The following is a 23585-nucleotide window of genomic DNA, read 5'->3' on the forward strand; positions in this document are numbered from 1 at the left end:
CGGCGCGGGTCCACGGCAGCGGGACAGTGTTGGTTCTTGTCGTACCCCCGGCGGACAATGGCGCGGTCGTTGAGAGGGGTCGGAGTGGCACTCGCGCTCTACCGGAAATACAGGCCGCGCACGTTCGCCGAGGTCATCGGTCAGGAACACGTGACCGAACCGCTGTCGCAGGCGCTGCGCAGCGGGCGGCTCAACCACGCCTACCTCTTCTCCGGCCCCCGCGGCTGCGGCAAGACCTCGAGCGCCCGGATCCTGGCGCGCTCGCTCAACTGTGAGCAGGGTCCCACGCCCGACCCATGCGGCGTGTGCGGCTCCTGCAAGTCGCTGGCCACCGACGGCGCCGGATCGATCGACGTCATCGAGATCGACGCGGCCAGCCACGGTGGTGTCGACGACGCCCGCGAACTGCGCGAGAAGGCGTTCTTCGCGCCGGCGAACAGCCGCTACAAGATCTACGTGATCGACGAGGCGCACATGGTCTCGTCGGCCGGCTTCAACGCGCTCCTCAAGCTGGTCGAGGAGCCGCCCGACTTCGTGAAGTTCATCTTCGCCACCACCGAGCCCGACAAGGTCCTCGGTACCATCCGCTCGCGCACCCACCACTACCCGTTCCGGCTGATCCCGCCCGCGGTGCTGCGTCCCTACCTGCAGCAGCTCACCGAAGCCGAGGGCGTGCACGTCGACCCGGCGGTGTTCCCGCTGGTGGTGCGGGCCGGCGGGGGCAGCGCCCGGGACACCCTGTCGGTCCTCGACCAGTTGATCGCCGGTGCCGGCGACGACGGCGTGAGCTACCCGCGGGCGGTCGCCCTGCTCGGCGTCACCGACGTCGCCCTGATCGACGAGATGTGCGACGCGCTGGCGGCGGCCGACGGCGCCGGCGCCTACGCCGCGATCGACCGGGTCGCCGAGGCCGGCCACGACCCCCGCCGCTTCGCCTCCGACCTGCTGGAACGCCTCCGTGACCTGATCGTCCTGCAGCAGGTGCCGGACGCGGTCGCCAAAGGGCTGATCGACGGCCCGGCCGACCAGCTCGAGGCGATGACCTCGCAGGCCTCCCGGATGGGCCCGGCGATGCTGTCCCGCTGCGCCGACATCGTGCACACCGGCCTGGTCGAGATGCGCGGGACGACCGCACCGCGCCTGCTGCTCGAGCTGATCACGGCCCGCATGCTCCTGCCCGGTGCGGACGACTCGATGGGCGCTCTGCTTCAGCGGCTGGACCGCTTGGAGCGGGGGATGGTGCTTCCGGCGGCCTCCGGGGGTGGCGGTGAGCTGTCGTCAGCGAGTCTGCCGGCGGCTGCGGCTGGTTCCGGCGTTGGGCCGGTCGCCGGTTCGGGGCTGCCCGCCGGTGGTGGCGGCGTCGCGAGTGGTGGCGGCGCCCCAGGTGGTGGTGCCGGTGGTGGACTGGCTGCTGCGAAGGCTGCGGCCAGGGCTGCCGCCTCGGGTTCGGGTTCGGGCACGCGGCGTCCTGCGGCTCCGGGTGGGCGGCCTGCATCTTCCGCCGTGCCTACGTCTCCGGCTGCGCCTGCGATGACGACAGCCGCTCCGGCGGGCGCGCCCACGGGTTCGGCGGACGGCTCGGCGGCTTCGGGGAACGACGGCGTTTCGGCGGAGCCGGTCGCCGGGGGCGGTGCTCCGGGCGACGACGCTTCGGTCTCTTCCGGTGGCTCGGCCTCTCCTTCGGGGTCGGACTCCTCTGCCGGGCAGGTCTCTTCCGGGGCCGGCTCGGGGGCGTCCGGCGAGCAGGACGGGCATCCGGTCGCCGGTGGTCGTCCGGCCGGGGTTGCCCAGGCCTCGGGTGACTACGACGACGAGCCGCCGTGGGACGAGGAGCCGCCGGAGCCTGTCGAGGCCGCGAGTTCGCCCGAATCGCGGCTGGCCCGGGTCCGTGACGCCTGGCAGACCCTCAGCGGGCAGCAGGACCTGGTCAGCAAGATGAAGCAGGGCGGTATCGCCATCCGCGACCTCGACGGTGACACGGTGGTCTTCACCGCACCGACGGCGCGCTATGCGGAGCGTTTCCTCGAGTTCCGGGAGAAGATCAGCGAGGCGTTGAGCAGCGTCGTCGCCGGTTCATGGCAGATCCGCTGCGAGATCGTCGACCCGAACGCGCCGGTGGCCGCCCGCAACGCCGGTGGCCGCAACACCGCACCGTCCCGCGACCAGTCGACGGGCCGCCGGATGCCGGAGGGCCGCACGTCCGGGCAGGCGGCCTCCGCCGCACCCGAGCACAACACCGGCCGGACCGAATCCCGCCCGTCCCGCTCGCCGCGCGCACCCGCCGCCGACAGCGACGACGAAGGCTGGCCGGTACCGGCCCGCCCAGCACCCGACCATTCGACATCTGACCGCTCAGCACCTGACCGCTCAGCGCCTGACCAGTCTCGGTCCGGCGGCGCTTCGGCAGGGTCGGCGGCTCGATTCGCGGGCCAGGGCTTCGGAGCCGGTGCGACTCAGGGCAGCCCGTTCGGAAGCGCTGTTGCCGGCGTTTCGCCGGGCGGCGGCTTCGCTGTGTCCGCGGGCGGTGCTTCCGCCATGTCCGCGGGCGGTGCTTCCGCTGTTTCTGCGGGCGGCGACTCCGACTGGCCGGAACCGGTCCGGCCGGACAGTGCCACCCCGCAGCGGGCTGTTCCGGTGGATGACGACGGCTGGCCCGAACCGGTCAAGCCGGGCACCGGAGCTTCCGGCAAGGGCGCGTCCGGGCTCGCGAAGCCGATCGAGTCTTCGGAGATCGGTGGCAGGGCTGCGGCCTTCGACGATGCCGGGACTTCCCATGCCGTGGGTGCTTCCGATGCTGACGAAGACCCCTACGCTTCCGGAACATTCGGTGCTTCCGAGGCTTCTGGCGGTGTCAGTGCTGCTGGTGCCGGGTTCGAAGCTGGTGACACCGGTGATTCCGGTTCGGCAGTGGGGGCGGGTTCGGCGGGCGGAACGAGTTCCGGGTCGGTGACAGGCTCGGGGCCGTCGTCGGCTGCTCGGCCGGCATCGGGGTTGGGCGGTGGCTCGGCGTTCGGCGGAGCGGCCGTTTCGATGTCGCCAGCGTCTTCGGCACTGCCGTCTTCGGCACCGCCGGCAGCATCGGGATCGGCGTCGGCAGCACCGGTGTCGGGATTGGCAGCATCGACGTCGGCAGCACCGGTGTCGGGATCGGCATCGGCGGGGGCGCCTTCAGCGCCGGGGGCCGGCTCGGCCGGTGGTCCGGCTGCTGCGGCTGCTGCCGTGGCGCGGTCGGCTCAGGGGGCTGCTGCGGCGGCACGGCCTGCACAGGCCTCACCTGCTGCCGCTGCGTCGGGGGCGGCGGGGCCGGGGGCGCCGGTTCGCTCCGCCGCCATGGAGGCTGCCCGGGCGGCTGCCCGTGGGGGCGGCGTCGGCGGTGGAACCGGTCAGGGGGCCTCGGCGGCGCGTGCTGCGCTGGCCAACGCCCGCAACGCACCTCCGGGCCGGCCGGCGGATTCGACGGGACCGAACACCGGTAATGCGCCCGGCAGTTCCGCCTGGTCCGACGGCACGCCTACCGAGGAAGCGCCGTACGACCCCGAGTACGACGGGGCGCCCTCCGGTGGCTTCCAGGGCTTCGATCCGGGGGACGAGCCCACCGACGACGTGATCGACGAGAAGACGGCCCGGCTGAGCGGCGAGGCGCAGGCCATGCAGCTTCTGCGCGACGCGTTCGGGGCCGAGAAGATCGGCGAGCTCTGACCGTTCCGGACCAGCTGACACCAGATCACTACGCCTTCCCGGTCTGACGCCTTCGGCCACTGCACCGGCCACGAGGACGTCCTCCGGACACCTTTCGCAGTCGGGGTCTGTCTGCGTGGTGACTTCGGGCGCTCAGCGCGGCCGAAATCACCACGCCCCACAGCAGTGTGGTGATTTCGGGTGGTCAGCGTGCCCGAAGTCACCACGCAGACAGGTGTCCAGCCTCGCCCCACGCCGGACCCACCCCGCCCCGCACCACCCCGCACCACCCCACCCCTCCCCGCCCCGCCCCGCGCACCCCGCCCCGTCCCCCGCGCGGCTCGGCGCGGCTCGGCGATCTTGGTGCGTCGACCGCCGCCCGCGATGGTTGGCGCACCAAGGTCCACGTGACGTGGCGTGGCGGCCCTCGCCGACTGAGCGGACTTCGCCAGGGTGGGCCCGTCTCGTCCCGTCCCGTCTCGTCCCGTCTCGTCCAGTCCAGTCCTGTCCTGTCCCGTCCCGTGCGGTTCGGTTCGGTGCGCCGATCTTGGTGCGTCGACCGCCGCCCGCGATGGTTGGCGCACCAAGGTCCACGTGACGTGGCGTGGCGGTCCTCGCCGACTGAGCGGACTTCGTCAGGGTGGGCCCGTCTCGTCCCGTCTCGTCCCGTCCCGTCTCGTCCCGTCTCGTCCCGTCCTGTCCCGTCTCGTCCAGTCCAGTCCTGTCCCGTCCCGTGCGGTTCGGTTCGGTGCGCCGATCTTGGTGCGTCGACCGCCGCCCGCGATGGTTGGCGCACCAAGGTCCACGTGACGTGGCGTGGCGGCCCTCGCCGACTGAGCGGACTTCGCCAGGGTGGGCCCGTCCCGTCCCGTCCCGTCTTGTCCCATCCCGTGCGGTTCGGTTCGGTTCGGTTCGCCGACCTTGGTGCGCCGACCGCTGCCCCTTGGAGTCAAGAGGCGGTTGCATCACTGCTCTTCAGGAGCTCATCGAGTTTCTCGGCGGGTGTGCAGGGTCTGTCGGGGGCGGACGGCTGCTCCGGCCGCGGGACGCCGGCGGCGGTCGGCGCGGCCGGTGCGTAGTGCCACCTGACGGGACACGCGTAGTGCCACCTGACGGGACACGCGTAGTGCCACCTGACGGGACACGCGTAATGCCACCTGACGGGACAGTAGTGATGCGACCAGGTATCGACTTCGCCCACCGGGAGTTGGCGCACCAGGAGCTGCCGCTAGACACGTTCGTGGTCAGGGTGCGAGGCCCGTCCGCGTGGTGATTTCGGGCGCGCTGGACGCCCCTGTTCACCACACCCCGGGTGGCGTGGTGAATAGGCGCGCTGGACGCCCGAGATCACCACGCAGAACCTGACTGCGAAAGGTGTCGAGGTGAGAGGGAGCCGGACGTCAGCGCGCGGAGTGGGGGCTCGGCGTCTCTCCTTGTGCGGGTAGGGACTACCGCAAAGAAGGGAGAGCGGTCGAATCCTATGAACCAGGTGGTGACTCCGGGTCTCGTACAACAGGAAGAAGAGTGCGCGGAACGCTCAGGTCTCCCCGGGCCGCGTAGCGGGTAAGACGGGTGAGAGGGAACGGCGCTGGCGGGTCGTGGCAGTGGGCGGCGGCTACGCTGGCGGCGGTCGGGGATGGACGGCGATTGACGCCGGTCGTGTCCGGCCGTGTGACGTTGACGAGATGACGAGTTTGAGGAGCGGTGCCATGCGCCCCGGTGCACAGCCGAACATGCAGCAGATCATGAAGCAGGCGCAGAAGATGCAGCAGCAGGTCGCTCAGGCGCAGGCCGAGCTGGCCGAGGAGGAGCTGACCGGCACGGCCGGCGGTGGCCTGGTGACCGTCGTGATCACCGGGCTGGGTGAGTACAAGTCGGTGAAGATCGACCCGAAGGTGGTCGACGCGGACGACGTCGAGACGCTTGAGGATCTGGTGCTGGCGGCGATCCACAACGCCGCTGAGGCGCAGCGTGAGCTCGCCGACCGCAAGATGGGCCCGGCGACCGGCGGCTTCAACCTGCCGGGGTTCTGATCCCGTGTATGAAGGCGCCATTCAGGATCTGATCGACGAGCTGGGCCGGCTTCCGGGTGTGGGCCCGAAGTCGGCTCAGCGGATCGCGTTCCACGTCCTGTCCGCCGACCCGGTGGATGTGAAGAGGCTGGCCGACGCGCTGCGCAAGGTCAAGGAACTGGTCCGTTTCTGCACCACCTGTTTCAACGTGGCGGAGTCGGAGTTGTGCCGGGTCTGCCGGGATCCGCGCCGCACCAACGAGGTGTTGTGTGTGGTCGAGGAGGCGAAGGACGTCGTCGCGATCGAGCGGACCGGTGAGTTCCGTGGTCGCTACCACGTGCTCGGTGGGGCGATCAATCCGCTGGAGGGTGTCGGGCCGGACAACCTGCGGGTCCGTGAGTTGCTGATGCGTCTCGGGACCGGTGAGGTGAAGGAGCTGATCCTGGCCACCGATCCGAACACGGAGGGTGAGGCTACCGCCACCTATCTCGGTCTGCTGGTGAAGCCGATGGGGATCGCGGTGACCCGGCTGGCGAGTGGGCTGCCGGTCGGCGGGGATCTGGAATACGCGGACGAGATCACTCTCGGTCGGGCATTCGAGGGACGACGGGCTATATGAATTTACAAGCTGTAACACATAGGTAACACAGTGCGAGTGTTTTGGGCCCAATTGATGCCTTCTGGGCCCCCTATGTCGTGTTTTCCCTTTACGTAGTGCGTAGGTCACGGTCACATCACGGGCGAGACACGGAAGTATCCGTGTACGGTCCGCAAGCTTGACCCGGAGCACGAGCTAGGTGAATGTTCCTCTCGATGACGGCACACCCGTCGTCGCGTGCCCTCGCAGAGTGACCTGATCTCGGTCCCGATGCGAGGGCCGGCACTCGAGGCATAGCGACAACCGATCGGTTGCCGTTCGCTGCGGGGGCCATCGCCATTGCTCGGGGACTCCGGTGTGACCCCTGCGCGCTGGTTGTGGACTCTCGGAGCGCGGCGGCCCGGGAGAGGGACGGCAACTCCATGGTCGTTGGACCCGGCACGGTCTCGGACCAGGTTCCGGTGGCACCGGACCCAGCAGCGGGGCCTGTTCCCGGCAAGGCGATCGAGGGTCGCTCCCTGGGGCGCATCGCGTGGACCCGTCTGAAACGGGATCGCGTGGCGATGACCGGTGGCTACGTCGTCATCTTCCTGATCCTGGTCGCGATCTTCGCGCCCCTGATCGTGAAGCTCTTCGGCTCGCCGCCGAACGACTTCCACCAGGATCTGATCGACGTCAACACGCTGGCCCCCAAGGGCGGCACCGGCATCAGTGGCGACCACCTGTTCGGCGTCGAGCCGCAGAACGGTCGTGACATCTTCAGCCGGATCGTCTACGGCGCCCGGATCTCGCTGCTGATCGCCTTCCTGGCGACGCTGCTGTCCGTCGTGATCGGGGCGACGCTCGGCGTGGTCGCCGGCTACTTCGGTGGCTGGGTCGACTCGCTGATCAGCCGCGCCATGGACGTCTTCCTGGCGTTCCCGCTGCTCGTCTTCTCGATCGCGCTGGCCGGCGTCATCCCGGACTCGGCCTTCGGCCTCTCCGGCGACGCGCTGCGGATCGCACTGCTGATCTTCATCATCGGCTTCTTCTCCTGGCCGTACATCGGCCGTATCGTGCGGGGCCAGACCCTGTCGCTGCGGGAGCGGGAATTCATCGACGCGGCGCGCAGCCTCGGCGCCCGCGGGCCGTACGTGATCTTCAAGGAGATGCTGCCGAACCTGGTGGCCCCGATCCTGGTCTACGCGACGCTGCTGATCCCGACGAACATCCTCTTCGAGGCGGCCCTCTCCTTCCTCGGCGTCGGCATCCGCCCGCCGACGGCGAGCTGGGGCGGCATGCTCTCCGAGGCCGCCCGCTTCTACACGATCTGGCACTTCATGTTCTTCCCGGGCATGGCCATCTTCATCACCGTGCTCGCTTTCAACCTCTTCGGCGACGGCCTGCGTGACGCGCTCGATCCCAAGGGGCGGCGCTGACGTGACGCCGAAAGCTTTTCCGTCCAGCCGTGCGGTTCGTAGTGAACCGTTCCACCAGGGAGGTTGCTTCAAGTGATGCGCAAGACGAGGGCGCTGGTGGCCGGTACGGCCGCACTCGCGCTCACGCTCTCCGCCGCCGCGTGCGGTGGGAGCGATTCTGATTCGAGCAGCGGCTCGGGCGCCAAGGCCGAGTTCAACGCCGCTCTGACCAAGGTGTTCAACGCCTCGGAGAAGAAGGGCGGCACCATCAAGCTGGCGAACGCCGGCGACTGGGACAGCCTCGACCCGGGCGAGACCTACTACGGCTACTCGTGGAACTTCCTCCGCCTGTACGCCCGTGGCCTGCTCACCTTCAACCCGGTTCCGGGTCCCGAGGGCAACGAGCTGACCCCCGACCTGGCCGAGGGCATGGGTACGCCGAGCGACGGCGGCAAGACCTGGACGTACAAGATCCGCAAGGGCGTCAAGTTCGAGGACGGCACCGAGGTCACGTCGAAGGACGTGAAGTACGCGGTGCTCCGCTCCACGGACAAGGAGACGTTCCCGAGCGGACCGGCGTACTTCGAGGGCTTCCTCAACCTGCCGGAGGGCTACAAGGGCCCGTACAAGTCCAAGGGCGTCAACACCGATTCGGCGATCACCACGCCGGACGACCAGACGATCGTCTTCCACCTGAAGTCGGCGTTCGGTGGTTTCGACTACATCGCGGCGCTCCCGCAGACGGCCCCGGTTCCGGAGGCCAAGGACACCGGCGCGAAGTACAAGGAGCACGTGATCTCCACGGGCCCCTACAAGTTCGAGACGAACAACCTCGGCAAGGACTTCAAGCTGGTCCGTAACGACCAGTGGGACCAGGCGACCGACCCGTTCCGCAAGGCGCTGCCGGACGCGTACGAGGTCCAGCTGAACGTCAACGCCGACGACATCGACAACCGGCTGCTCTCGGGCGACCTGGACATCGACATCACCGGTACCGGTGTGCAGCCGGCCGCCCTCGGCCGCGTGGTCGGCGACCCGGCCCTGAAGGCTCAGACGGACAACCCGACGCTGGCCCGCCTCTGGTACACGTCGATCAACCCGACCGTGGCGCCGTTCGACAACATCGACTGCCGCAAGGCCGTCGAGTACGCCGCGGACCGCGTCGGCTACCAGACCGCTTACGGCGGCCCGCTGGCCGGCGGCGAGATCGCCACCTCGGTCCTGCCCCCGCAGATCCCGGGTGCCGCGAAGGTCGACCTGTACTCGGCCGGCGCCGACAACACCGGTGACGCGGCCAAGGCCAAGGAGGCGCTGACCGCCTGTGGCCAGCCGAACGGCTTCGCCACCAACATCTCCTACCGGGCCGAGCGCCCGAAGGAGAAGGCGGCCGCCGAGTCGCTGCAGCAGTCGCTGGGCAAGGTCGGCATCCAGCTCACGCTGAAGCCGTTCCCGCAGGGTGACTACTTCTCGCAGTACGCCGGCAACCCGGGCTACGTGAAGAGCAACAACCTCGGCCTGGTCGTCAACGGCTGGGGCGCGGACTGGAACGACGGTTTCGGCTTCCTCTCGCAGATCGTGGACAGCCGGGTCATCCGGGAGACCGGTGGCTCGTCCAACACCAGCGTGCGGATCCCCGAGGTCGACACCATGCTCGACGCCGCGATCGCCGAGACCGACGCCGCCAAGCGTGAGGCCGCCTGGGCCGCGATCGACAAGCGGGTCATGGAGGAAGCGGTGATCTTCCCGGGCATCGTGGCGAAGAGCCTGATCATCCGCCCGAAGCGCCTCTCCAACGTGTTCGTCAGCGAGGCGTTCAGCATGTACGACTACCTCTCGCTCGGTGTCGCGTAGTTTTTCCACCCTTTCACGACCACCTTCGATAGGTAGGTGAAGGCAGCAGGCGGCCGGTCCGGGGCGACCCGGGCCGGCCGTCCCAGCCGGACTCTGTGATCACGTACATCATCAGGCGTCTTTTTGCGGCAGTCGTGCTGCTCTTCATCATCAGCGCCGCTACATTCTCGATTTTCTACATGGTTCCGCGCCTGTTGGGCGGTACGCCGGAGACCCTGGCGACCCGCTACGTGGGCCGTGCCGCCACGCCGGAGACGGTCCACCTCATCGCCGAGAAGCTCGGTTTCTACGACCCGATCTGGGTGCAGTACGGCAGCTGGGTCAAGGCGATCTTCGTGGGCGCCGACTACGACCTGGGCGCCTCCGTCGAGCACTGCGCCGCGCCGTGCTTCGGATACTCGTTCATCACGCACAACGCCGTCTGGCCCGAGCTGATCGACCGGCTGCCGGTGACCCTGTCGCTGGCGATCGGCGCCGCCATCCTCTGGATGCTGCTCGGCCTCTCCATCGGCACGCTGTCCGCGCTGCGCCGGGGCTCGTTCCTGGACCGCGCCGCGATGACCTTCTCGCTGGCCGGCGTCTCGCTGCCGATCTTCTTCACCGGCATGATCGGCCTGCTGCTGTTCAGCTACACGCTCGGCTGGACCGCCCCCGGCGGCACGTACACGCCGTTCCTGGAGAATCCCGGCGAGTGGTTCTACGCCCTGCTGCTGCCGTGGATCGTGCTCGCCCTGCAGTTCTCCGCCCAGTACGCGCGACTGACCCGTGCCGGCATGCTGGAGACGATGGGTGAGGACTACATCCGTACCGCCCGGGCCAAGGGCCTGCGGGAGAGGGACGTCACCGTCAAGCACGGTCTGCGCGCCGCACTCACGCCGATCCTGACCATCTTCGGTCTGGACTTCGGTCTGCTGCTCGGCGGCGCGGTCCTCACCGAGCAGGTGTTCTCGCTGCCCGGCCTCGGCAAGTACGCGGTCGACGCGATCACCAACAACGACCTGCCGAAAGTGCTCGGCGTGACCCTGATGGCGGCGTTCTTCGTCGTCGTCGCCAACCTGATCGTGGACCTGTTCTACGCGGTCGTCGACCCGAGAGTGAGGCTGGGCTGATGCCGGAAGGGCAGGCTTTCCTCGAGGTCAAGGACCTCAAGATTCACTTCCCGACCGACGACGGCGTGGTGCGCAGCGTCGACGGGCTGAACTTCAAGCTCGAGCGCGGCAAGACCCTCGGCATCGTCGGCGAGTCCGGCTCCGGCAAGTCGGTGACCAGCCTCGGCATCATGGGCATCTACAACCACCGGAACTCGCAGATCTCCGGCGAGATCTGGCTGGACGGCGACGAGATCGTCTCGGCCGACCGGGAGACGGTCCGGAAGCTGCGCGGCAACAAGCTGGCGATGATCTTCCAGGACCCGCTCTCCGCGATGCACCCGTACTACACGGTCGGCGCCCAGATCGTCGAGGCGTACCGGGTGCACCACAACGTCTCGAAGAAGGTCGCCCGCAAGCACGCGGTCGACATGTTGGGACGCGTCGGCATCCCGCAGCCGGATCGCCGGGTCGACGACTACCCGCACCAGTTCTCCGGCGGCATGCGGCAGCGCGCCATGATCGCGATGGCTCTGGTCAACGACCCGCAGCTGCTGATCGCGGACGAACCGACCACCGCACTGGACGTCACCGTGCAGGCCCAGATCATGGACCTGATGCACGACCTGCAGGCCGAGTTCAACTCCGCGCTGATCGTGATCACCCACGACCTCGGTGTGGTGGCGGAACTCGCCGACGAGGTGCTGGTCATGTACGGCGGGCGGTGCATCGAGTACGCGTCCGCCACCACGATCTTCGATCAGCCGGAGCACCCGTACACCTGGGGTCTGCTCGGATCGATGCCCCGGATGGACCGCGCCACCCAGGAGCGGCTCGTGCCGATCCCCGGCTCCCCGCCCTCGCTGATCAACCTGCCGCAGGGCTGCTCGTTCAGCCCGCGCTGCGCCTTCGAGGACCGCACCGGCGGCCTCGGCGCCACCGTCGTGCCCGAGCTGGCCCGTGCCGGCGGCAGTAACCACCTGGTCCGATGCCACCTGCCCACCGAGGAGCGGCAGCGCATCTGGGCGGAAGAGGTCAAACCGAAGTTGGAGGCCCCATGAGTAAGGAAGCGTTGCTCTCCGTCAAAGGTCTGGAGAAGCACTTCCCGATCACCAAGGGCCTGCTGCGCCGCAAGGTCGGAGCGGTGCGCGCGGTCGACGGCGTCGACTTCAGCGTCTACAAGGGGGAGACCCTCGGCCTGGTCGGCGAGTCCGGTTGTGGCAAGTCCACCACCGGCCGTCTGCTGACCCGTCTGCTGGAACCGACCGGCGGGTCGATCGAGTTCGAGGGTCGCGACATCGCGCACCTGAGCCAGGGGAAACTGCGCCCGCTCCGCCGGGACATGCAGATGATCTTCCAGGACCCGTTCTCGTCGCTGAACCCGCGGCACACCGTCGGCACGATCGTCGGTGCGCCGCTCCGGATCCAGAACGTCAAGACCGAGCACGGCATCAAGCGGGCCGTCCAGGACCTGCTGAAGCTGGTGGGCCTGAACCCGGAGCACTACAACCGATACCCGCACGAGTTCTCCGGCGGTCAGCGTCAGCGCATCGGCATCGCGCGGACCCTCGCCCTGCGCCCGAAGATGATCGTCGCCGACGAGCCGGTCTCGGCCCTCGACGTGTCGATCCAGGCGCAGGTCGTCAACCTGCTGGAAGACCTGCAGAACGAGTTCGACCTGACGTACGTGTTCATCGCGCACGACCTGTCGGTGGTCAAGCACATCTCCGACCGGGTCGCCGTGATGTACCTGGGCAAGGTCGTGGAGATCGCCGACCGGGACGACCTGTACAACAACCCGCGGCACCCGTACACCGTCGCCCTGATGTCGGCGGTGCCGGTGCCCGACCCGCGCCGGCGGGACAAGGCGCAGCGGGAGCGGGTGCTGCTCACCGGCGACGTGCCGAGCCCGATCAACCCGCCGTCCGGTTGCCGGTTCCGGACCCGCTGCTGGAAGGCACAGGACATCTGCGCGACCGAGGAGCCGCCGCTGACGCAGCGCCTTGACGACCCGTCCTCGCACCTGACCGCCTGCCACTTCCCGGTGGTCGACGACGAGGCGGTGGCCGGTCGGCGGCCGGTGGCAACGAAGGCATGACGAAACGGGGGCCGCATCAGCGGCCCCCGTTTTCCATTACTGATCAGCGCTCGCAGTTCCGCTCGACGTCGTTGCGGACATTTCCTCTGCCCTGTGAGAATTGATTTCCATGGTTCCGGGTCCGCATGGGATGACGCCGGGTGAATTTCGCGTCAGCTCGCTGTTCCCTGTCGGATCTCAGCTCTCGCAGCTGCGCTTGACGTCCTTGGCGTCGGCGTGACACCAGTCGCTGCCGGCGTCACCGGCGAGCAGGTCCCTGGTCTTGGCGCCCTTCCAGTCCTCACCGGTCAGGTAGTCGTTGCCGGCGCCGCCGTAGAGCTTGTCCTTGCCCTGGTCGCCGCTCAGCGCGTCGGTGCCGGCGCCGCCGTGGAGCGTGTCGCTGCCCGTGTCGCCGTACAGTTCGTCGTTGCCGGCGTCACCGTAGAGCTTGTCGTCACCGGAGTCGCCGACCACGTAGTCGGCGCCGCCCCGGCCGTGGATCGTGTCCTTGCCGGCCCCGCCGTACAGGGAGTCCGCGCTGCTCCCGCCGGTGATCGTGTCGTTTCCGGCGCCGCCGTGGGCGACCAGCGCCAGGCGGGTGTTGTTGGTGATCCTGTCGTTGCGGTCGTAGGTGTGGACCTGGACCTTCTGGAGGTACTCGCCGGCGCCGCACGTGACCTTGGTCTTGTCGCCCTTGACCGCCGTGCAGCCCTTGCCCGCCTTGATCGGGTGCTTGTCGTCGACGACGATGTTCCGGCCGCTCAAGCTGATCACGACGGTGTTGGCCTTGCCCTTGGCAGCCTTGTACTGGACGACCGCGACGTCCTGAACGTTCGGGTCCCAGCCGATCTGGACGACTCCGGCCGACGCGGCCTGGGCCGGAACCGCGAACATCCCGAGCGCCGCGGTGGCGAGAACGGTCAGGCCGATGCGGGACGTCCAGCGCGCACTTGTCTCAGACATTTCTTGTTTCCCCCGTGTTCGATTCCCCGTGGTCGTTCGTCCAAATTAGAACGCGATCCGTGAAGTCGGTGTGAAGCCGAATCGTCACGACCAATGAATCTGGGGAGATTCGTAGAAGCGCACGTTCTGCTGTTTCCAGCGCGGTCCGTAGGCGCCGAGACGGGCCCGGAACGACTCCCAGTCGTGCGTCGCCCGCGGTGACCAACCCAGCTCGGCGATCGCCGGCAGCCGCGGGAACGCCTGGAACTCGATGTCGGCCAGATCGGTCAGGGTCTCCGACCAGAGCGGGGCCTCAACCCCCAAGACCCGGTCCTCGGGTACGCCGTGAAGCAGTCCCGCCGGATCCCAGTCGTACGCCTCGTCGACCTCGATCGTGCCGGCCCAGTGCAGTCCACCCGGGGTGAGCAGGTCGTACTGCATGTCGAGGTAGGTCTTGTCGGCGGGGGAGAGCACCACCTGCGCCCCGGACGCGACGGTCGGCCCGGGATCACCCTCGTGGTTCCAGTACTGGACGACCGCGTCACGTGCCGCCGGGGTCTGGGCGATCTCCTGCCAGCCGAACGGGATCTTGCCGTACTCGGCGACCAGCGGCAGCAGCCACTCCTCGAAGGCCAGGTAGTCGGCGTGCGCGGTGGAGTGTGCCTCGTCGCCGCCGATGTGCAGGTAGGGCCCCGGTGTCATCGCGGCCAGTTCGCGGACCACGTCGGTGACGAACCGGCGGGTGGCGTCGGTGCCGATGCAGAGTGAGCTGTAGCCGACCCGGATGTCGGTGCGGGGGCGGGGCGCCACCCCGTCGCAGGTCAGTTCGGGGTACGCCACCTGCGCCGCGTTGACGTGCCCCGGCATGTCGATCTCCGGGACGATGGTCACGTGGCGGTCGGCGGCGTACGCGACCAGGGTCCGGTAGTCGTCCTTGGTCAGGTAGCCGCCGCCGATCCCGCGGACGCCGGTACCCGGTGCGCCGCCGACCGCCGTGAGCCGGGGCCGGCTGTCGATCTGAATCCGCCAGCCCTGGTCGTCGGCCAGGTGCAGGTGCAGGTGGTTGACCTTGAAGCGGCTGATCTGGTCGATGTACCGGCGGATCTCGTCCGGCGTGTGGAAGTGCCGGGCCAGGTCGAGCATCGCGCCCCGATACGCGAACCGCGGGGCGTCGACGATGTGGCCGCCCGGGATCACCCAGTCCCGGTCCTGGGGTGTCGCCGCGTCGATCTCCGGCGGGAGCAGTTGCCGCAGTGTCTGGACCCCGTAGAACAGCCCGGCTGCTCGATCGGCGCTCAGCTCGACACCGTCGTCACCGATGTCCAGCCGGTAGCCCTCGGCGCTGTCACCCCCGGTGAGCCGCACCGTGATCGCTCCCGGCTGAGCGTCCGGGACCACCGGCAGGGCGAACCCGGTGGCCGGGCGGAACGCCGTGGCGAGCTGCCCGGCCACCGTGGCGGCCGGACCGGACGCGACGATCACGGTGTCGGGTACCAGCGGGAACGCCTCCCGTGGATCCGGCAGCGCCAGAGCCGGAGCGGGAAGCACCGTGGTCACCGAGATCGGCAGCGGGTCCGGCCCCGGGCCCGCGGACGCGGTGGTGACGCCCAGCGGGAGGGTCAGGACGGTGGCTACGGCCAGACGGGTCAGACGCACCCGGCCGACCGTAGCCACCGGCATCAACGCTCGCAGTTCCCCTGGGTGTCCTCGGGCCGGACGACGCAGGTGTCCTGGCCGGCGCCGCCGTCCAGCGTGTCCGGAACATCCGCGCCGTGGACCGTGGTGCCGTCGAGCTGGTCGTCGCCGGCGTCGCCGTAGATCCGGTCCCGGCCGTTCTCACCCAGCAGGACGTCGTTGCCGCCGCCGCCGCGGATCACGTCGTCGCCGTACCAGCCCTGGATGCGGTTGTTCGCGGCGTTGCCGGTGAGACGGTCCGCGCCGCTGCCGCCGAGGATGTCCTCCACGTCGGCGCCGACGGTGTCCTTCTCGCCGGCCTCGCCGTCGTCCCCGGTCTGCCCGTCCAGGTCGACGGTGACCGGCTTGGTGCGTCCCAGGTAGTTCACCGTGTCCCGGCCGGCACCACCGTTGATCAGGTCGGCTCCGGTGGCCCCGTCCAGGTTGTCGTCACCGGCACCGCCCCACAGCCTGTCCTTGCCGGTGCCACCCTGGACCGAGTCGTTGCCGGCCTCGCCGTACAGCCTGTCCGCGCCGGAGTCGCCGTCCAGGGAGTCGTTGCCGGCACCCCCGTGGATCTCGTCGTCGCCGGTGTTCCCGGCAAGGTTGTCGGAGCCGCCGCGGCCGTCGAGGTAGTCGCGGCCGGAGTCGCCGAGGAACCAGTCGGCGTTCGAGCCGCCGATCAGCCGGTCCTTGCCGGTGCCGCCGAGGGCGGTCATCGGGATGGCGGTGTCGTTGACCACCGAGTCGTCGCGGTCCCCGAGCTTGACCATCAGACGGTTGAACTCGGACACCTTGATCTTGCACTTGACCTTGGTGCTGTCGCCCTTGACCGCCTTGCAGTCCTTGCCCGGCTTGATCCTCACGCGGTCGTCGATGGTGACCGTGCTGCCGGACCGCGTGATGACCACCTTGTTGGCCTTACCGGCACCGGCGGTGAAAGAGACGGTGACGCCGTTGCTCTTGGCCGTGCCGGTCGACGCCGCCTGTGCGGGTGCGACCGACAGGGCGCCGACCGACGCGGTGGCGAGCAGGGTGATTCCGGTCCGTGCGAACCAGGGTGACAACGACATGGTTCTCCTCTCCCCGATGAGAAATGACCTGATCAGTACTCGTACAGCCACTCGCAGTCCACCAGGGTGTCGAGCTTGGGCTGGTACAGGCAGTTGTCGTTGTCGGCGCCGCCGTTCAGCAGGTCCGGCTCACCCTCGACCGTCGAGTCGGTGGCGAGCAGTTCGTCGATGCCGGCATCGCCGTACATCTCGTCCTCGCCGCCCCCGCCGAACAGGTGGTCGTTGCCGGCGCCGCCACGGAGGACGTCGTCGCCGCCGTTGCCGTCGAGATAGTCGTTCCCGGGACCGCCGGTCAGCCGGTCGGGGCCCGCTCCGCCCATGATGCGCTCGACGTCGGGGAAGATGGTGTCGTGCTCGCCGGCCTCGCCGTCGTCACGCTTCCGGCCGTCGTTGTCGGCGTAGACCGCCTTGGTCCGCTCGCTGTAGGAGACGCCGTCGTAGGTGCCGGTCCCGCCGTGGAACTCGTCCGCGCCTGGCCCACCGTTCATCGTGTCCCAGCTGCCGCCGCCCCACAGCTGGTCGTTGCCGGTGCCGCCGTGCAGGAAGTCGGTGTGTCCCCCGCCGTACAGCAGGTCGTTGCCCGACCCGCCGTACAGCTGGTCCTCGTCGCCCCGGCCGTAGAGCTGGTCCGCGCCGGAGTCGCCGTACAGCTTGTCCTCGTTGGTGCCGCCGTACAGCTTGTCCTTGCCGGTGCCGCCGTGGGCGGTCATCTCGGTGTGGGTCTTGTTGTTCACGGAGTCGTTGCCGTCGCCGAGGTCGACGACGAGGGACGCCTCGTCCGCGTACCCGGTGATCTTGCATTTGACCTTGGTGCTGTCGCCCTTGACGGCCTTGCACCCCTTGCCGGCCTTGATCTTCACCCGGTCGTCGATGGTGAAGGTCTTGCCGGAGAGGGTGATGACCACCTTGTCGGTCTTGCCCTTGCCTGCCGTGAAGGTGACGACCGTGCCGTTGGACTTCGCGGACCCGGTGGAGGCGGCCTCGGCGGGCGTGGCCAGCAGCACCCCGGCCGCAGCCGTGGTGAGCAGGACCGCCCCGGTCCGCCGGAACCATGGTGAGAGTGTCATATTTCCTATCCGATTCGTGCGGACTGCTCGACCAGCTCGCAGTTCACCGCGCTGTCGTCGCCCACCGCATAGCAGGTGTCGCCGGCTCCGCCGCGGACCACATCATCGCCCCCGTTACCTGCGATGATGTTGTCCGCGGCGTTGCCGGTCAGTAGTGATACTCGATCTCGCAGCTCACCACGGTGTCCACGGTGGGCTTGAAGTAGCAGTCGTCGCGCCCGGTGCCGCCGTCGACCAGGTCGGGCTTCCCCTTGAGGTCGCCGTCCGCGGCGTAGAGACTGTCGTCACCGGCCTCGCCGTACATCCGGTCCTCGCCGTCACCGCCGTTGATGTAGTCGTCGCCCGCCCCGGCGTGGATGACGTCGTCACCGGCCCCGGACTGGATGTGGTTGTTCCCGCTGTCGCCGGTGATCCGGTCGTCGCCGTCACCGCCGACGACGTTCTCGACGTCGCGGTGCACGGTGTCGTGCTCGCCGGCCTGGCCGTCGTCACGCTTCCTGCCGTCGAGGGAGACGGAGACCGCGGCCGTCCGGCCCCAGTACCGGACGGTGTCGGCGCCGGTGCCGCCGTGGATCTCGTCCGCGCCGGTCCCGCCGTCCAACATGTCCTTGTGGCCGTCGCCCCACAACGTGTCGTTGCCCGGCCCGGCCATCAGGATGTCCTCCATGCTGCCGCCATGCAGTTCGTCGTTTCCGGTGCCGCCGTACAGCCAGTCGTCGCCGCTCTTGCCGAACAGCCGGTCCGCGCCGCCCTGCCCGTGCAGCCGGTCGGTGGTGGACCCGCCGGTCAGCTTGTCCTTGCCGGAACCGCCGTACGCGGTCATGGAGATGTCGGTCTTGTTGACCAGGGTGTCGCTGCGGTCGCCCAGGTGGACGATCAGGTCCGGGTCGCGGCCCGACTTGGTGATCCTGCACTTGGCCTTCGTGCTGTCGCCCTTGACCGCCGTGCAGCCCTTACCGGCCTTGACCTTCACCCGGTCGTCGACGGTGATGGTCGTGCCGGAACGGGTGATGGTGACCCCGTTGGTCTGGCCCTTGCCCGCGGTGAAGGTGACGACGTTGCCGACGGACTTCACGGACCCGGTGGAGGCGGCCTTCGCGGGAGTGCCGGCCAGCAGCCCGGCCGCGGTCGTGGCCAGCAGGATCGCTCCGGCCCGGACGAGCCAGGAGGTGCGTACGCGCGGTGTCATGTGTCGTTCTTTCCGAATGCTCAGTAGGGATCTGCGTATTCGCAGTTCACGACCGTGTCGACCGTCTCCTGGAACGCGCAGTAGTCGCCCCCGACGCCTCCGTCCAGCAGGTCCGGATCCCTCGAGTTCCCGGCATCGAAGCCCAGGAGCTGGTCGTTGCCGGCCTCGCCGTAGATCCTGTCCCGGCCGGGGCCACCGATCAGGCCGTCGTCGTTGTCACCACCGCGGATGATGTCGTCGCCGTCCCCGCCGTAAAGGTGGTCGGACGCGGTGCCGCCGGTCAGCCGGTCGTCGCCCGTGCCGCCGCGGATGTCCTCCACGTCGGTGTGGACGGTGTCGTGCTCGCCCTTCGCGCCGTCGTCGCCCTTACGGCCACCGATCGAGACGATGACGGGTACGGTCCGGTCGTCGTAGCGGACCGTGTCGAAGCGGCCGGATTCGCCGTGGAACTCGTCCGCGCCGGTGCCGCCGAACATCTGGTCGTCGTCGCGGCCACCCCACAGCACGTCGTCGCCGGACTCGCCGTACAGCAGGTCCATGTGCGTACCGCCGTGCAGCTGGTCGGCGCCGGTGCCGCCGTGCAACTCGTCGGCGGCGCCCTGGCCGTACAGCACGTCGTTGCCGGACTCGCCGTACAGCCAGTCCCGGGAGGAACCGCCGGTCAGCTTGTCCCGGCCCGTCCCGCCGTACGCCCTCAGGTACTGGCCGGACTTGTTGACCAGCGTGTCGTTGCCGTCGCCGAGCTTCACCACGTGCGGCTCGCCGAGGTTCAGCGCGTTGACCTTGCACTTGACCCTGGTGCTGTCGCCCTTGACCGCCTTGCAGCCCTTACCGGCCTTGACCTTCACCCGGTCGTCGATGGTGAAGGTCGTGCCGGAGCGGGTGATGGTGACCTTGTTGGTCTTGCCCTTGCCCGCGGTGAAGGTGACGACGTTGCCGTCGGTCTTCGCGGACCCGGTGGAGGCGGCCTCGGCGGGCGTGCCGGTCAGCAGCCCGGCCGCGGCGGTGGTCAGCAGGACCGCTCCGGCCCGGACGAGCCAGGACGTGTGTACGCGTGGTGTCATGTCCCCGTTACTTCTCACGTGTGATCTGTTCGCAGCCGGTCGTGCGGTCCTTCGCCTCGACGAAGCAGGAGTCCCGTCCGGCGCCGCCGCGGACGACGTCGATCGCGGTACCGGCGTGGATCGTGTCGTCACCGGCGTCGCCCCACAGCTCGTCCCGGCCGGAGTGGCCGTAGAGCACGTCGGCGCCCGCGCCGCCGTGCAGCCGGTCCCGGTCGCCGGTGCCGCGCAGCAGGTCGTTGCCGGCGCCACCCCAGGCGGTGTCGTTGCCGTGGCCGCCGTCGATGAAGTCGTCACCGGCCCGCCCGTAGATCAGGTCGTCGCCGTTGCCGCCGTACAGCCGGTCGGCACCTCCGCCACCGTCGATCCGGTCCGCGCCGGTGTCGCCGTTGAGGTAGTCGTCGCCGGGCCCGCCGGTCAGCCGATCCCGGCCCGCCCCGCCGATCCCGTCGATGCCGATGTCGGTCTTGTTGACCAGCGTGTCGTCCCGGTCACGCAGCAGCGCGGTCAGCGCCGCACCGGTCAGCGTGGGAAGCGTGCACCGGACCTTGGTGCTGTCGCCCTTGACCGCCGTGCAGCCGGCGCCCGGCGTGATCCGCACCCGGTCGTCGATGGTGACGGTCCGGCCGGAACGGGTGAAGGTGACCTTGTTGGTCTGGCCCTGTGCCGCGATGAACCGGACGACAGCGCCGTCGACCCGGGCCTTCCCGGCCGACGCCGCCTGGGCGGGCGTGGCGGCCAGGAGACCGGCCGAGGAGGCGGCCAGCAGGACCGCTCCGGCCCGGACGAGCAGAGTTGAACGTGCCATCAGCCTTGGACCACCTGTTCGCAGTCGGCCTGCCGGTCGTTGTCCTGCAGGTGGCAGTAATCGGTGTCGGCGCCGCCGTCCAGCAGGTCCGGCTGGCCCCAGGCCTCGCCGTCGGTGCCGGCGAGCCGGTCGTCGCCGGCCTGACCGTAGAGCAGGTCCGCGCCCACGTCACCGTCGATGTCGTCGTTGCCGGCGCCGCCGCGGATGACGTCGTCGCCCCACCAGCCGACGATCCGGTTGGCCCGGCCGTCGCCGGTGAGGTGGTCGTCGCCCTCACCGCCGTAGATGTTCTCCACATCGGTGGCGACGGTGTCGCCCTCGCCCTTGGCGCCGTCGTTCTTCCTGCCGTCCAGGTTGACGGTCACCGGCTTCGTGTGGCCGCTGTAGGAGACCATGTCGGTGCCCGAGCCGCCGCGGATGACGTCCGCACCGGTGCCCGGGCTCAGGTAGTCGTCGCCGGAGTCGCCCCGGAGAGTGTCCGCGCCGGAGCCGCCGGACATGTCGTCGTTCCCGATGTCGCCGTGCATCCTGTCGTCGCCGGTGGACCCGGCCATCTGGTCGTCGTCGGCGCCGCCCCACAGGGTGTCGTCGCCGCCGCCGCCCCACAGGATGTCCCAGCCGCCGTCGCCGTACAGCACGTCGTTGCCGGTGCCGCCGTCCAGGTAGTCGTGCTCGCCGTCGCCGTGGATCCGGTCCGCGCCCGACTCGCCGTAGAGCTCGTCACCGCCGGTGCCGCCGGTCAGGGTGTCCTTGCCGGAGCCGCCGTACGCGAACATGCCGGCACCGGACTTGTTGACGACCGTGTCGTCCCGGTCGCCGAGGTGGACCCGGATCGGCTGGTAGGCGGTGCTCAGGAGCGTACAGGTGACTCGGGTTTTGTCGCCCTTGACTTGTTTGCAGCCTTTTCCGGCTTTGAGGGCGACGCGGTCATCGATGGTGACCGTCTTTCCGGAGATGCTGAGGGTGACCTTGTTGACCTTGCCGGAGGCGGCCTTGAAGGTGACACCCGTGCTGGTCGACGTCGCAGTGCCGGTGGAAGCGGCCTGCGCCGGGGCGGCCGTCAGAACACCGGCCGATGCGGTGACGAGCAGGGTGATCCCGGCTCGCCCGAGCCATGGTGACCGTGCCATTGATTCCCCCGAAGGCGGATAGCCGGACACCGATGCCCGACCTCGATGGGCCGGACGCTATGCGTACGGGTGTCAAATCAGTGTTAGGGATCTGAACTTCACGCGAATGATGAGGCTGCCGACCGGACGAAACGGTCGGCAGCCCTGGTGGCGCTCGATGAATCAGGCCTCGCAGAGGGCGGCGGTGTCCGCCTTGGACGGTGCGCAGTCGTCCTTGCCCTCGCCGCCGTCCAGGCTGTCCCGCCCGGCGTTGCCACGGATCTTGTCGTTGCCGCCGTCACCGTGGATCTGGTCGTCGCCCGCCCCGCCGTTGAGGACGTCGTTGCCGGGCTTGCCGCCCCGGTTCTCGCCGGCGTTGAAGCCGTCGCCGTAGATCGTGTCGTTCCCGCCGCCGGCGTAGACGGTGTCCGAACCGTGCCCGGCCCAGACGGCGTCGTCGCCCCCGCCCAGGGTGATGTGGTCGTTGCCGTTGCCGGCGTCGATCCGGCTGCCGACGTCGGTCTTGTTGACCAGCTTGTCGTTCTTGTCGCGCAGGTGCACCCGGATCTTCGTGGGCTCACCCTTGGACTTGCACTTGACCTTGGTCTTGTCGCCCTTGACCGCGACGCAGCCCTTACCGGCCCGGATCTTCACCACGTCGTCGATGATGATCGTGTTGCCGGACCGGGTGACGACGACGTTGTTCTTCTGGCCCCAGGCGGCGATGTAGTTGACCCAGCCGTCCTGAGGCATGTGGGCCTTACCGGTGGTGGCGGCCTGTGCGGGCGCCGCGAACGCCGCGAGGGCGAGCGTGCCGGCGGCAGCCGCTCCGAGCGCGGGCAGCCAGTTGATGCGCTTCATGGTGGTGGTCCTCCCCGTGAATGCCGCGTGTCCGCGACAGGGGGATCCTATGGACGCCGGCGTAAAGGGAGGGTTAGCCTTCCGGCCGGTTCAGCAGGCCGACCGCCAGTCCGTGCACGGCGTCCAGATCGGCCGGGTCGGACAGGGTGGCCTTGCCGCCGGTCACGACGTACCACTCCTCGGCCTCCTTGTACTGCACCCGCAGGGTGTAGTCGGCGCCGGCGAGCTCACTGCGCAACGTCAACTCGCCGGTCACCACGCCGACCTCGTCCGTCATCACCCCACCCGGTCCGGGGACGATGTCGGTGGTCCGGCTCTGCGTGTCCTCGGTCATCGGACTCCTTAGTGACGGTAGGCCTCCGCCGATGGTGGACCCCATCGGCGGTTACCCCGAGGACAACGAGGAAAATCCCCGCTCAGTCGCAGTTTTCCAGCATGTCGGTGAGAGTGGCCTTCTCCGCCGTCGTGACCGTCAGCTCCCAGTGGGACTTCACGGTGATCCAGTCCTTGGCGTAGACGCACCACGACGACTCCGCCGGCGGCTTCCACGTCGACGGGTCCTGGTCACCCTTGGACCGGTTGGAAGTGGCCGACACCGCGAACAGCTGCGGCCGCTCCAGGTCGTTGGCGAAGTCGCCGCGCTTGTCGTTGTCCCACTTGTCGGCGCCGGAGCGCCAGGCGTTGGCCAGCGGCACCATGTGGTCGATGTCGGCTTTGAGCGGCTCGTCGAGCACCTTGTCGTCGTAGAAGCTCTTCCACGTGCCGCCGACGACGTTGCAACCGTCGAGCTTGACGTTCTCACCGTCGCGTTCCAGCACGGTGTCACGGACGTCGCAGTTCTTGCCGGCGCTCCGCCAGTGCGGGAACTTCTCCCGGCTGTAGCCCTTCATCGAGCCGGCCGCGGCCACGGTCAGCTTCTCCAACTGGGCGGCGGACTCGGAGGCGGAGACGGAGCCGGTGGAACCGGAACCGGGCGAGGCGGCCGGGTCGTCGGCGACGACCACGTCGCAGCCGGTCAGCAGAACGGCGGTGGTGGCGAACAGGAACCAGGGAGTTGCGCGAGGGGACACGTACCCCAGAGTAAGTGCGACCCTCGCGCG

The 23585-nt window shown here is 69.1% G+C and carries 18 protein-coding genes and 1 pseudogene; 8 read left to right on the plus strand and 11 right to left on the minus strand.

Features of this window, described 5'->3' with window-relative positions; translation table 11 throughout:
* The first annotated feature begins 84 nt into the window (after window positions 1-84).
* The 8 genes from QSK32_RS27395 (at window position 85) to QSK32_RS27430 (ending at window position 12722) form a co-directional block, all read left to right on the plus strand.
* Window positions 85-3699, plus strand: coding sequence for a DNA polymerase III subunit gamma and tau (locus QSK32_RS27395; protein WP_285473540.1), 3615 nt, complete (start codon window positions 85-87; stop codon window positions 3697-3699).
* A 1712-nt stretch (window positions 3700-5411) separates the two neighbouring features.
* Window positions 5412-5711: a YbaB/EbfC family nucleoid-associated protein gene (locus QSK32_RS27400; RefSeq protein WP_045744141.1), complete on the plus strand. Its 300-nt coding sequence runs from the start codon at window positions 5412-5414 to the stop codon at window positions 5709-5711.
* 4 nt (window positions 5712-5715) lie between these two features.
* Window positions 5716-6309 (plus strand): recombination mediator RecR, encoded by a 594-nt coding sequence (gene recR / locus QSK32_RS27405; protein ID WP_045744118.1) that lies wholly within the window; start codon window positions 5716-5718, stop codon window positions 6307-6309.
* Between the two features lie 401 nt (window positions 6310-6710).
* Window positions 6711-7706 (plus strand): ABC transporter permease, encoded by a 996-nt coding sequence (locus QSK32_RS27410; RefSeq protein WP_083449212.1) that lies wholly within the window; start codon window positions 6711-6713, stop codon window positions 7704-7706.
* Window positions 7707-7781: 75 nt separating this feature from the next.
* Window positions 7782-9536 (plus strand): ABC transporter substrate-binding protein, encoded by a 1755-nt coding sequence (locus tag QSK32_RS27415; RefSeq protein ID WP_045744117.1) that lies wholly within the window; start codon window positions 7782-7784, stop codon window positions 9534-9536.
* Between the two features lie 95 nt (window positions 9537-9631).
* On the plus strand, window positions 9632-10645 hold the full coding sequence (locus QSK32_RS27420; protein ID WP_045744116.1) for an ABC transporter permease: 1014 nt from the start codon (window positions 9632-9634) through the stop codon (window positions 10643-10645).
* Window positions 10645-11685: an ABC transporter ATP-binding protein gene (locus QSK32_RS27425; protein ID WP_045744115.1), complete on the plus strand. Its 1041-nt coding sequence runs from the start codon at window positions 10645-10647 to the stop codon at window positions 11683-11685. The genes QSK32_RS27420 and QSK32_RS27425 overlap by 1 nt, the downstream gene beginning before the upstream one ends.
* Window positions 11682-12722: an ABC transporter ATP-binding protein gene (locus QSK32_RS27430; protein ID WP_045744114.1), complete on the plus strand. Its 1041-nt coding sequence runs from the start codon at window positions 11682-11684 to the stop codon at window positions 12720-12722. Before QSK32_RS27425 ends, QSK32_RS27430 begins: the two co-directional genes overlap by 4 nt.
* Window positions 12723-12899: 177 nt before the next feature.
* Here QSK32_RS27430 and QSK32_RS27435 read toward each other — a convergent pair whose 3' ends face one another.
* The 11 genes and pseudogenes from QSK32_RS27435 to QSK32_RS27485 form a co-directional block, all read right to left on the minus strand.
* Complete coding sequence (locus QSK32_RS27435; protein WP_052720739.1) at window positions 12900-13664, minus strand: calcium-binding protein; 765 nt, start codon at window positions 13662-13664, stop codon at window positions 12900-12902.
* An 84-nt stretch (window positions 13665-13748) separates the two neighbouring features.
* Entirely contained in the window at window positions 13749-15299 is a 1551-nt protein-coding gene (locus tag QSK32_RS27440; RefSeq protein WP_285473541.1) for a beta-N-acetylhexosaminidase, read from the minus strand.
* A gap of 23 nt (window positions 15300-15322) precedes the next feature.
* The gene (locus QSK32_RS27445) at window positions 15323-16390 is read right to left on the minus strand and encodes a calcium-binding protein (RefSeq protein ID WP_285473542.1); all 1068 of its coding nucleotides are present in this window, start codon (window positions 16388-16390) and stop codon (window positions 15323-15325) included.
* Between the two features lie 32 nt (window positions 16391-16422).
* A complete protein-coding gene (locus tag QSK32_RS27450) occupies window positions 16423-17457 on the minus strand; it encodes a calcium-binding protein (RefSeq protein WP_285473543.1) in 1035 nt (344 codons plus the stop codon).
* Window positions 17458-17605: 148 nt separating this feature from the next.
* Window positions 17606-18646 carry a calcium-binding protein gene (locus tag QSK32_RS27455; RefSeq protein ID WP_285473544.1) on the minus strand — a complete coding sequence of 347 codons (1041 nt, stop codon included), beginning with the start codon at window positions 18644-18646 and terminating at the stop codon, window positions 17606-17608.
* A 20-nt stretch (window positions 18647-18666) separates the two neighbouring features.
* Window positions 18667-19710, minus strand: a complete 1044-nt coding sequence (locus tag QSK32_RS27460; RefSeq protein ID WP_285473545.1) for a calcium-binding protein — start codon at window positions 19708-19710, stop codon at window positions 18667-18669.
* Between the two features lie 7 nt (window positions 19711-19717).
* Window positions 19718-20515 (minus strand): calcium-binding protein, encoded by a 798-nt coding sequence (locus QSK32_RS27465; RefSeq protein WP_285473546.1) that lies wholly within the window; start codon window positions 20513-20515, stop codon window positions 19718-19720.
* On the minus strand, window positions 20515-21645 hold the full coding sequence (locus tag QSK32_RS27470) for a calcium-binding protein (protein WP_285473547.1): 1131 nt from the start codon (window positions 21643-21645) through the stop codon (window positions 20515-20517). The genes QSK32_RS27465 and QSK32_RS27470 overlap by 1 nt, the downstream gene beginning before the upstream one ends.
* A gap of 162 nt (window positions 21646-21807) precedes the next feature.
* On the minus strand, window positions 21808-22485 hold the full coding sequence (locus tag QSK32_RS27475; protein WP_052720726.1) for a calcium-binding protein: 678 nt from the start codon (window positions 22483-22485) through the stop codon (window positions 21808-21810).
* Between the two features lie 73 nt (window positions 22486-22558).
* Window positions 22559-22858: pseudogene (locus tag QSK32_RS27480) on the minus strand (hypothetical protein); the annotation flags it as partial.
* 43 nt (window positions 22859-22901) lie between these two features.
* Window positions 22902-23555: an HNH endonuclease family protein gene (locus tag QSK32_RS27485; protein WP_045744112.1), complete on the minus strand. Its 654-nt coding sequence runs from the start codon at window positions 23553-23555 to the stop codon at window positions 22902-22904.
* Between the last annotated feature and the right edge of the window lie 30 nt (window positions 23556-23585).

The sequence above is a fragment of the Actinoplanes sp. NBRC 101535 genome, from assembly GCF_030269225.1.
Classification (GTDB): Bacteria; Actinomycetota; Actinomycetes; order Mycobacteriales; family Micromonosporaceae; genus Actinoplanes; species Actinoplanes rectilineatus.

Bases quoted from the DNA above. Each gene is read 5' to 3' on its own strand.
- QSK32_RS27400 (WP_045744141.1), top strand. From the start codon at position 5,412: ATGCAGCAGATCATGAAGCAGGCGCAGAAGATGCAGCAGCAGGTCGCT.
- QSK32_RS27450 (WP_285473543.1), bottom strand. From the start codon at position 17,457: ATGACACTCTCACCATGGTTCCGGCGGACCGGGGCGGTCCTGCTCACC.
- QSK32_RS27470 (WP_285473547.1), bottom strand. From the start codon at position 21,645: ATGGCACGGTCACCATGGCTCGGGCGAGCCGGGATCACCCTGCTCGTC.
- QSK32_RS27465 (WP_285473546.1), bottom strand. From the start codon at position 20,515: ATGGCACGTTCAACTCTGCTCGTCCGGGCCGGAGCGGTCCTGCTGGCC.
- QSK32_RS27410 (WP_083449212.1), top strand. From the start codon at position 6,711: ATGGTCGTTGGACCCGGCACGGTCTCGGACCAGGTTCCGGTGGCACCG.
- QSK32_RS27460 (WP_285473545.1), bottom strand. From the start codon at position 19,710: ATGACACCACGCGTACACACGTCCTGGCTCGTCCGGGCCGGAGCGGTC.
- QSK32_RS27415 (WP_045744117.1), top strand. From the start codon at position 7,782: ATGCGCAAGACGAGGGCGCTGGTGGCCGGTACGGCCGCACTCGCGCTC.
- QSK32_RS27475 (WP_052720726.1), bottom strand. From the start codon at position 22,485: ATGAAGCGCATCAACTGGCTGCCCGCGCTCGGAGCGGCTGCCGCCGGC.
- QSK32_RS27435 (WP_052720739.1), bottom strand. From the start codon at position 13,664: ATGTCTGAGACAAGTGCGCGCTGGACGTCCCGCATCGGCCTGACCGTT.
- QSK32_RS27430 (WP_045744114.1), top strand. From the start codon at position 11,682: ATGAGTAAGGAAGCGTTGCTCTCCGTCAAAGGTCTGGAGAAGCACTTC.
- QSK32_RS27445 (WP_285473542.1), bottom strand. From the start codon at position 16,390: ATGTCGTTGTCACCCTGGTTCGCACGGACCGGAATCACCCTGCTCGCC.
- QSK32_RS27455 (WP_285473544.1), bottom strand. From the start codon at position 18,646: ATGACACCGCGCGTACGCACCTCCTGGCTCGTCCGGGCCGGAGCGATC.
- QSK32_RS27425 (WP_045744115.1), top strand. From the start codon at position 10,645: ATGCCGGAAGGGCAGGCTTTCCTCGAGGTCAAGGACCTCAAGATTCAC.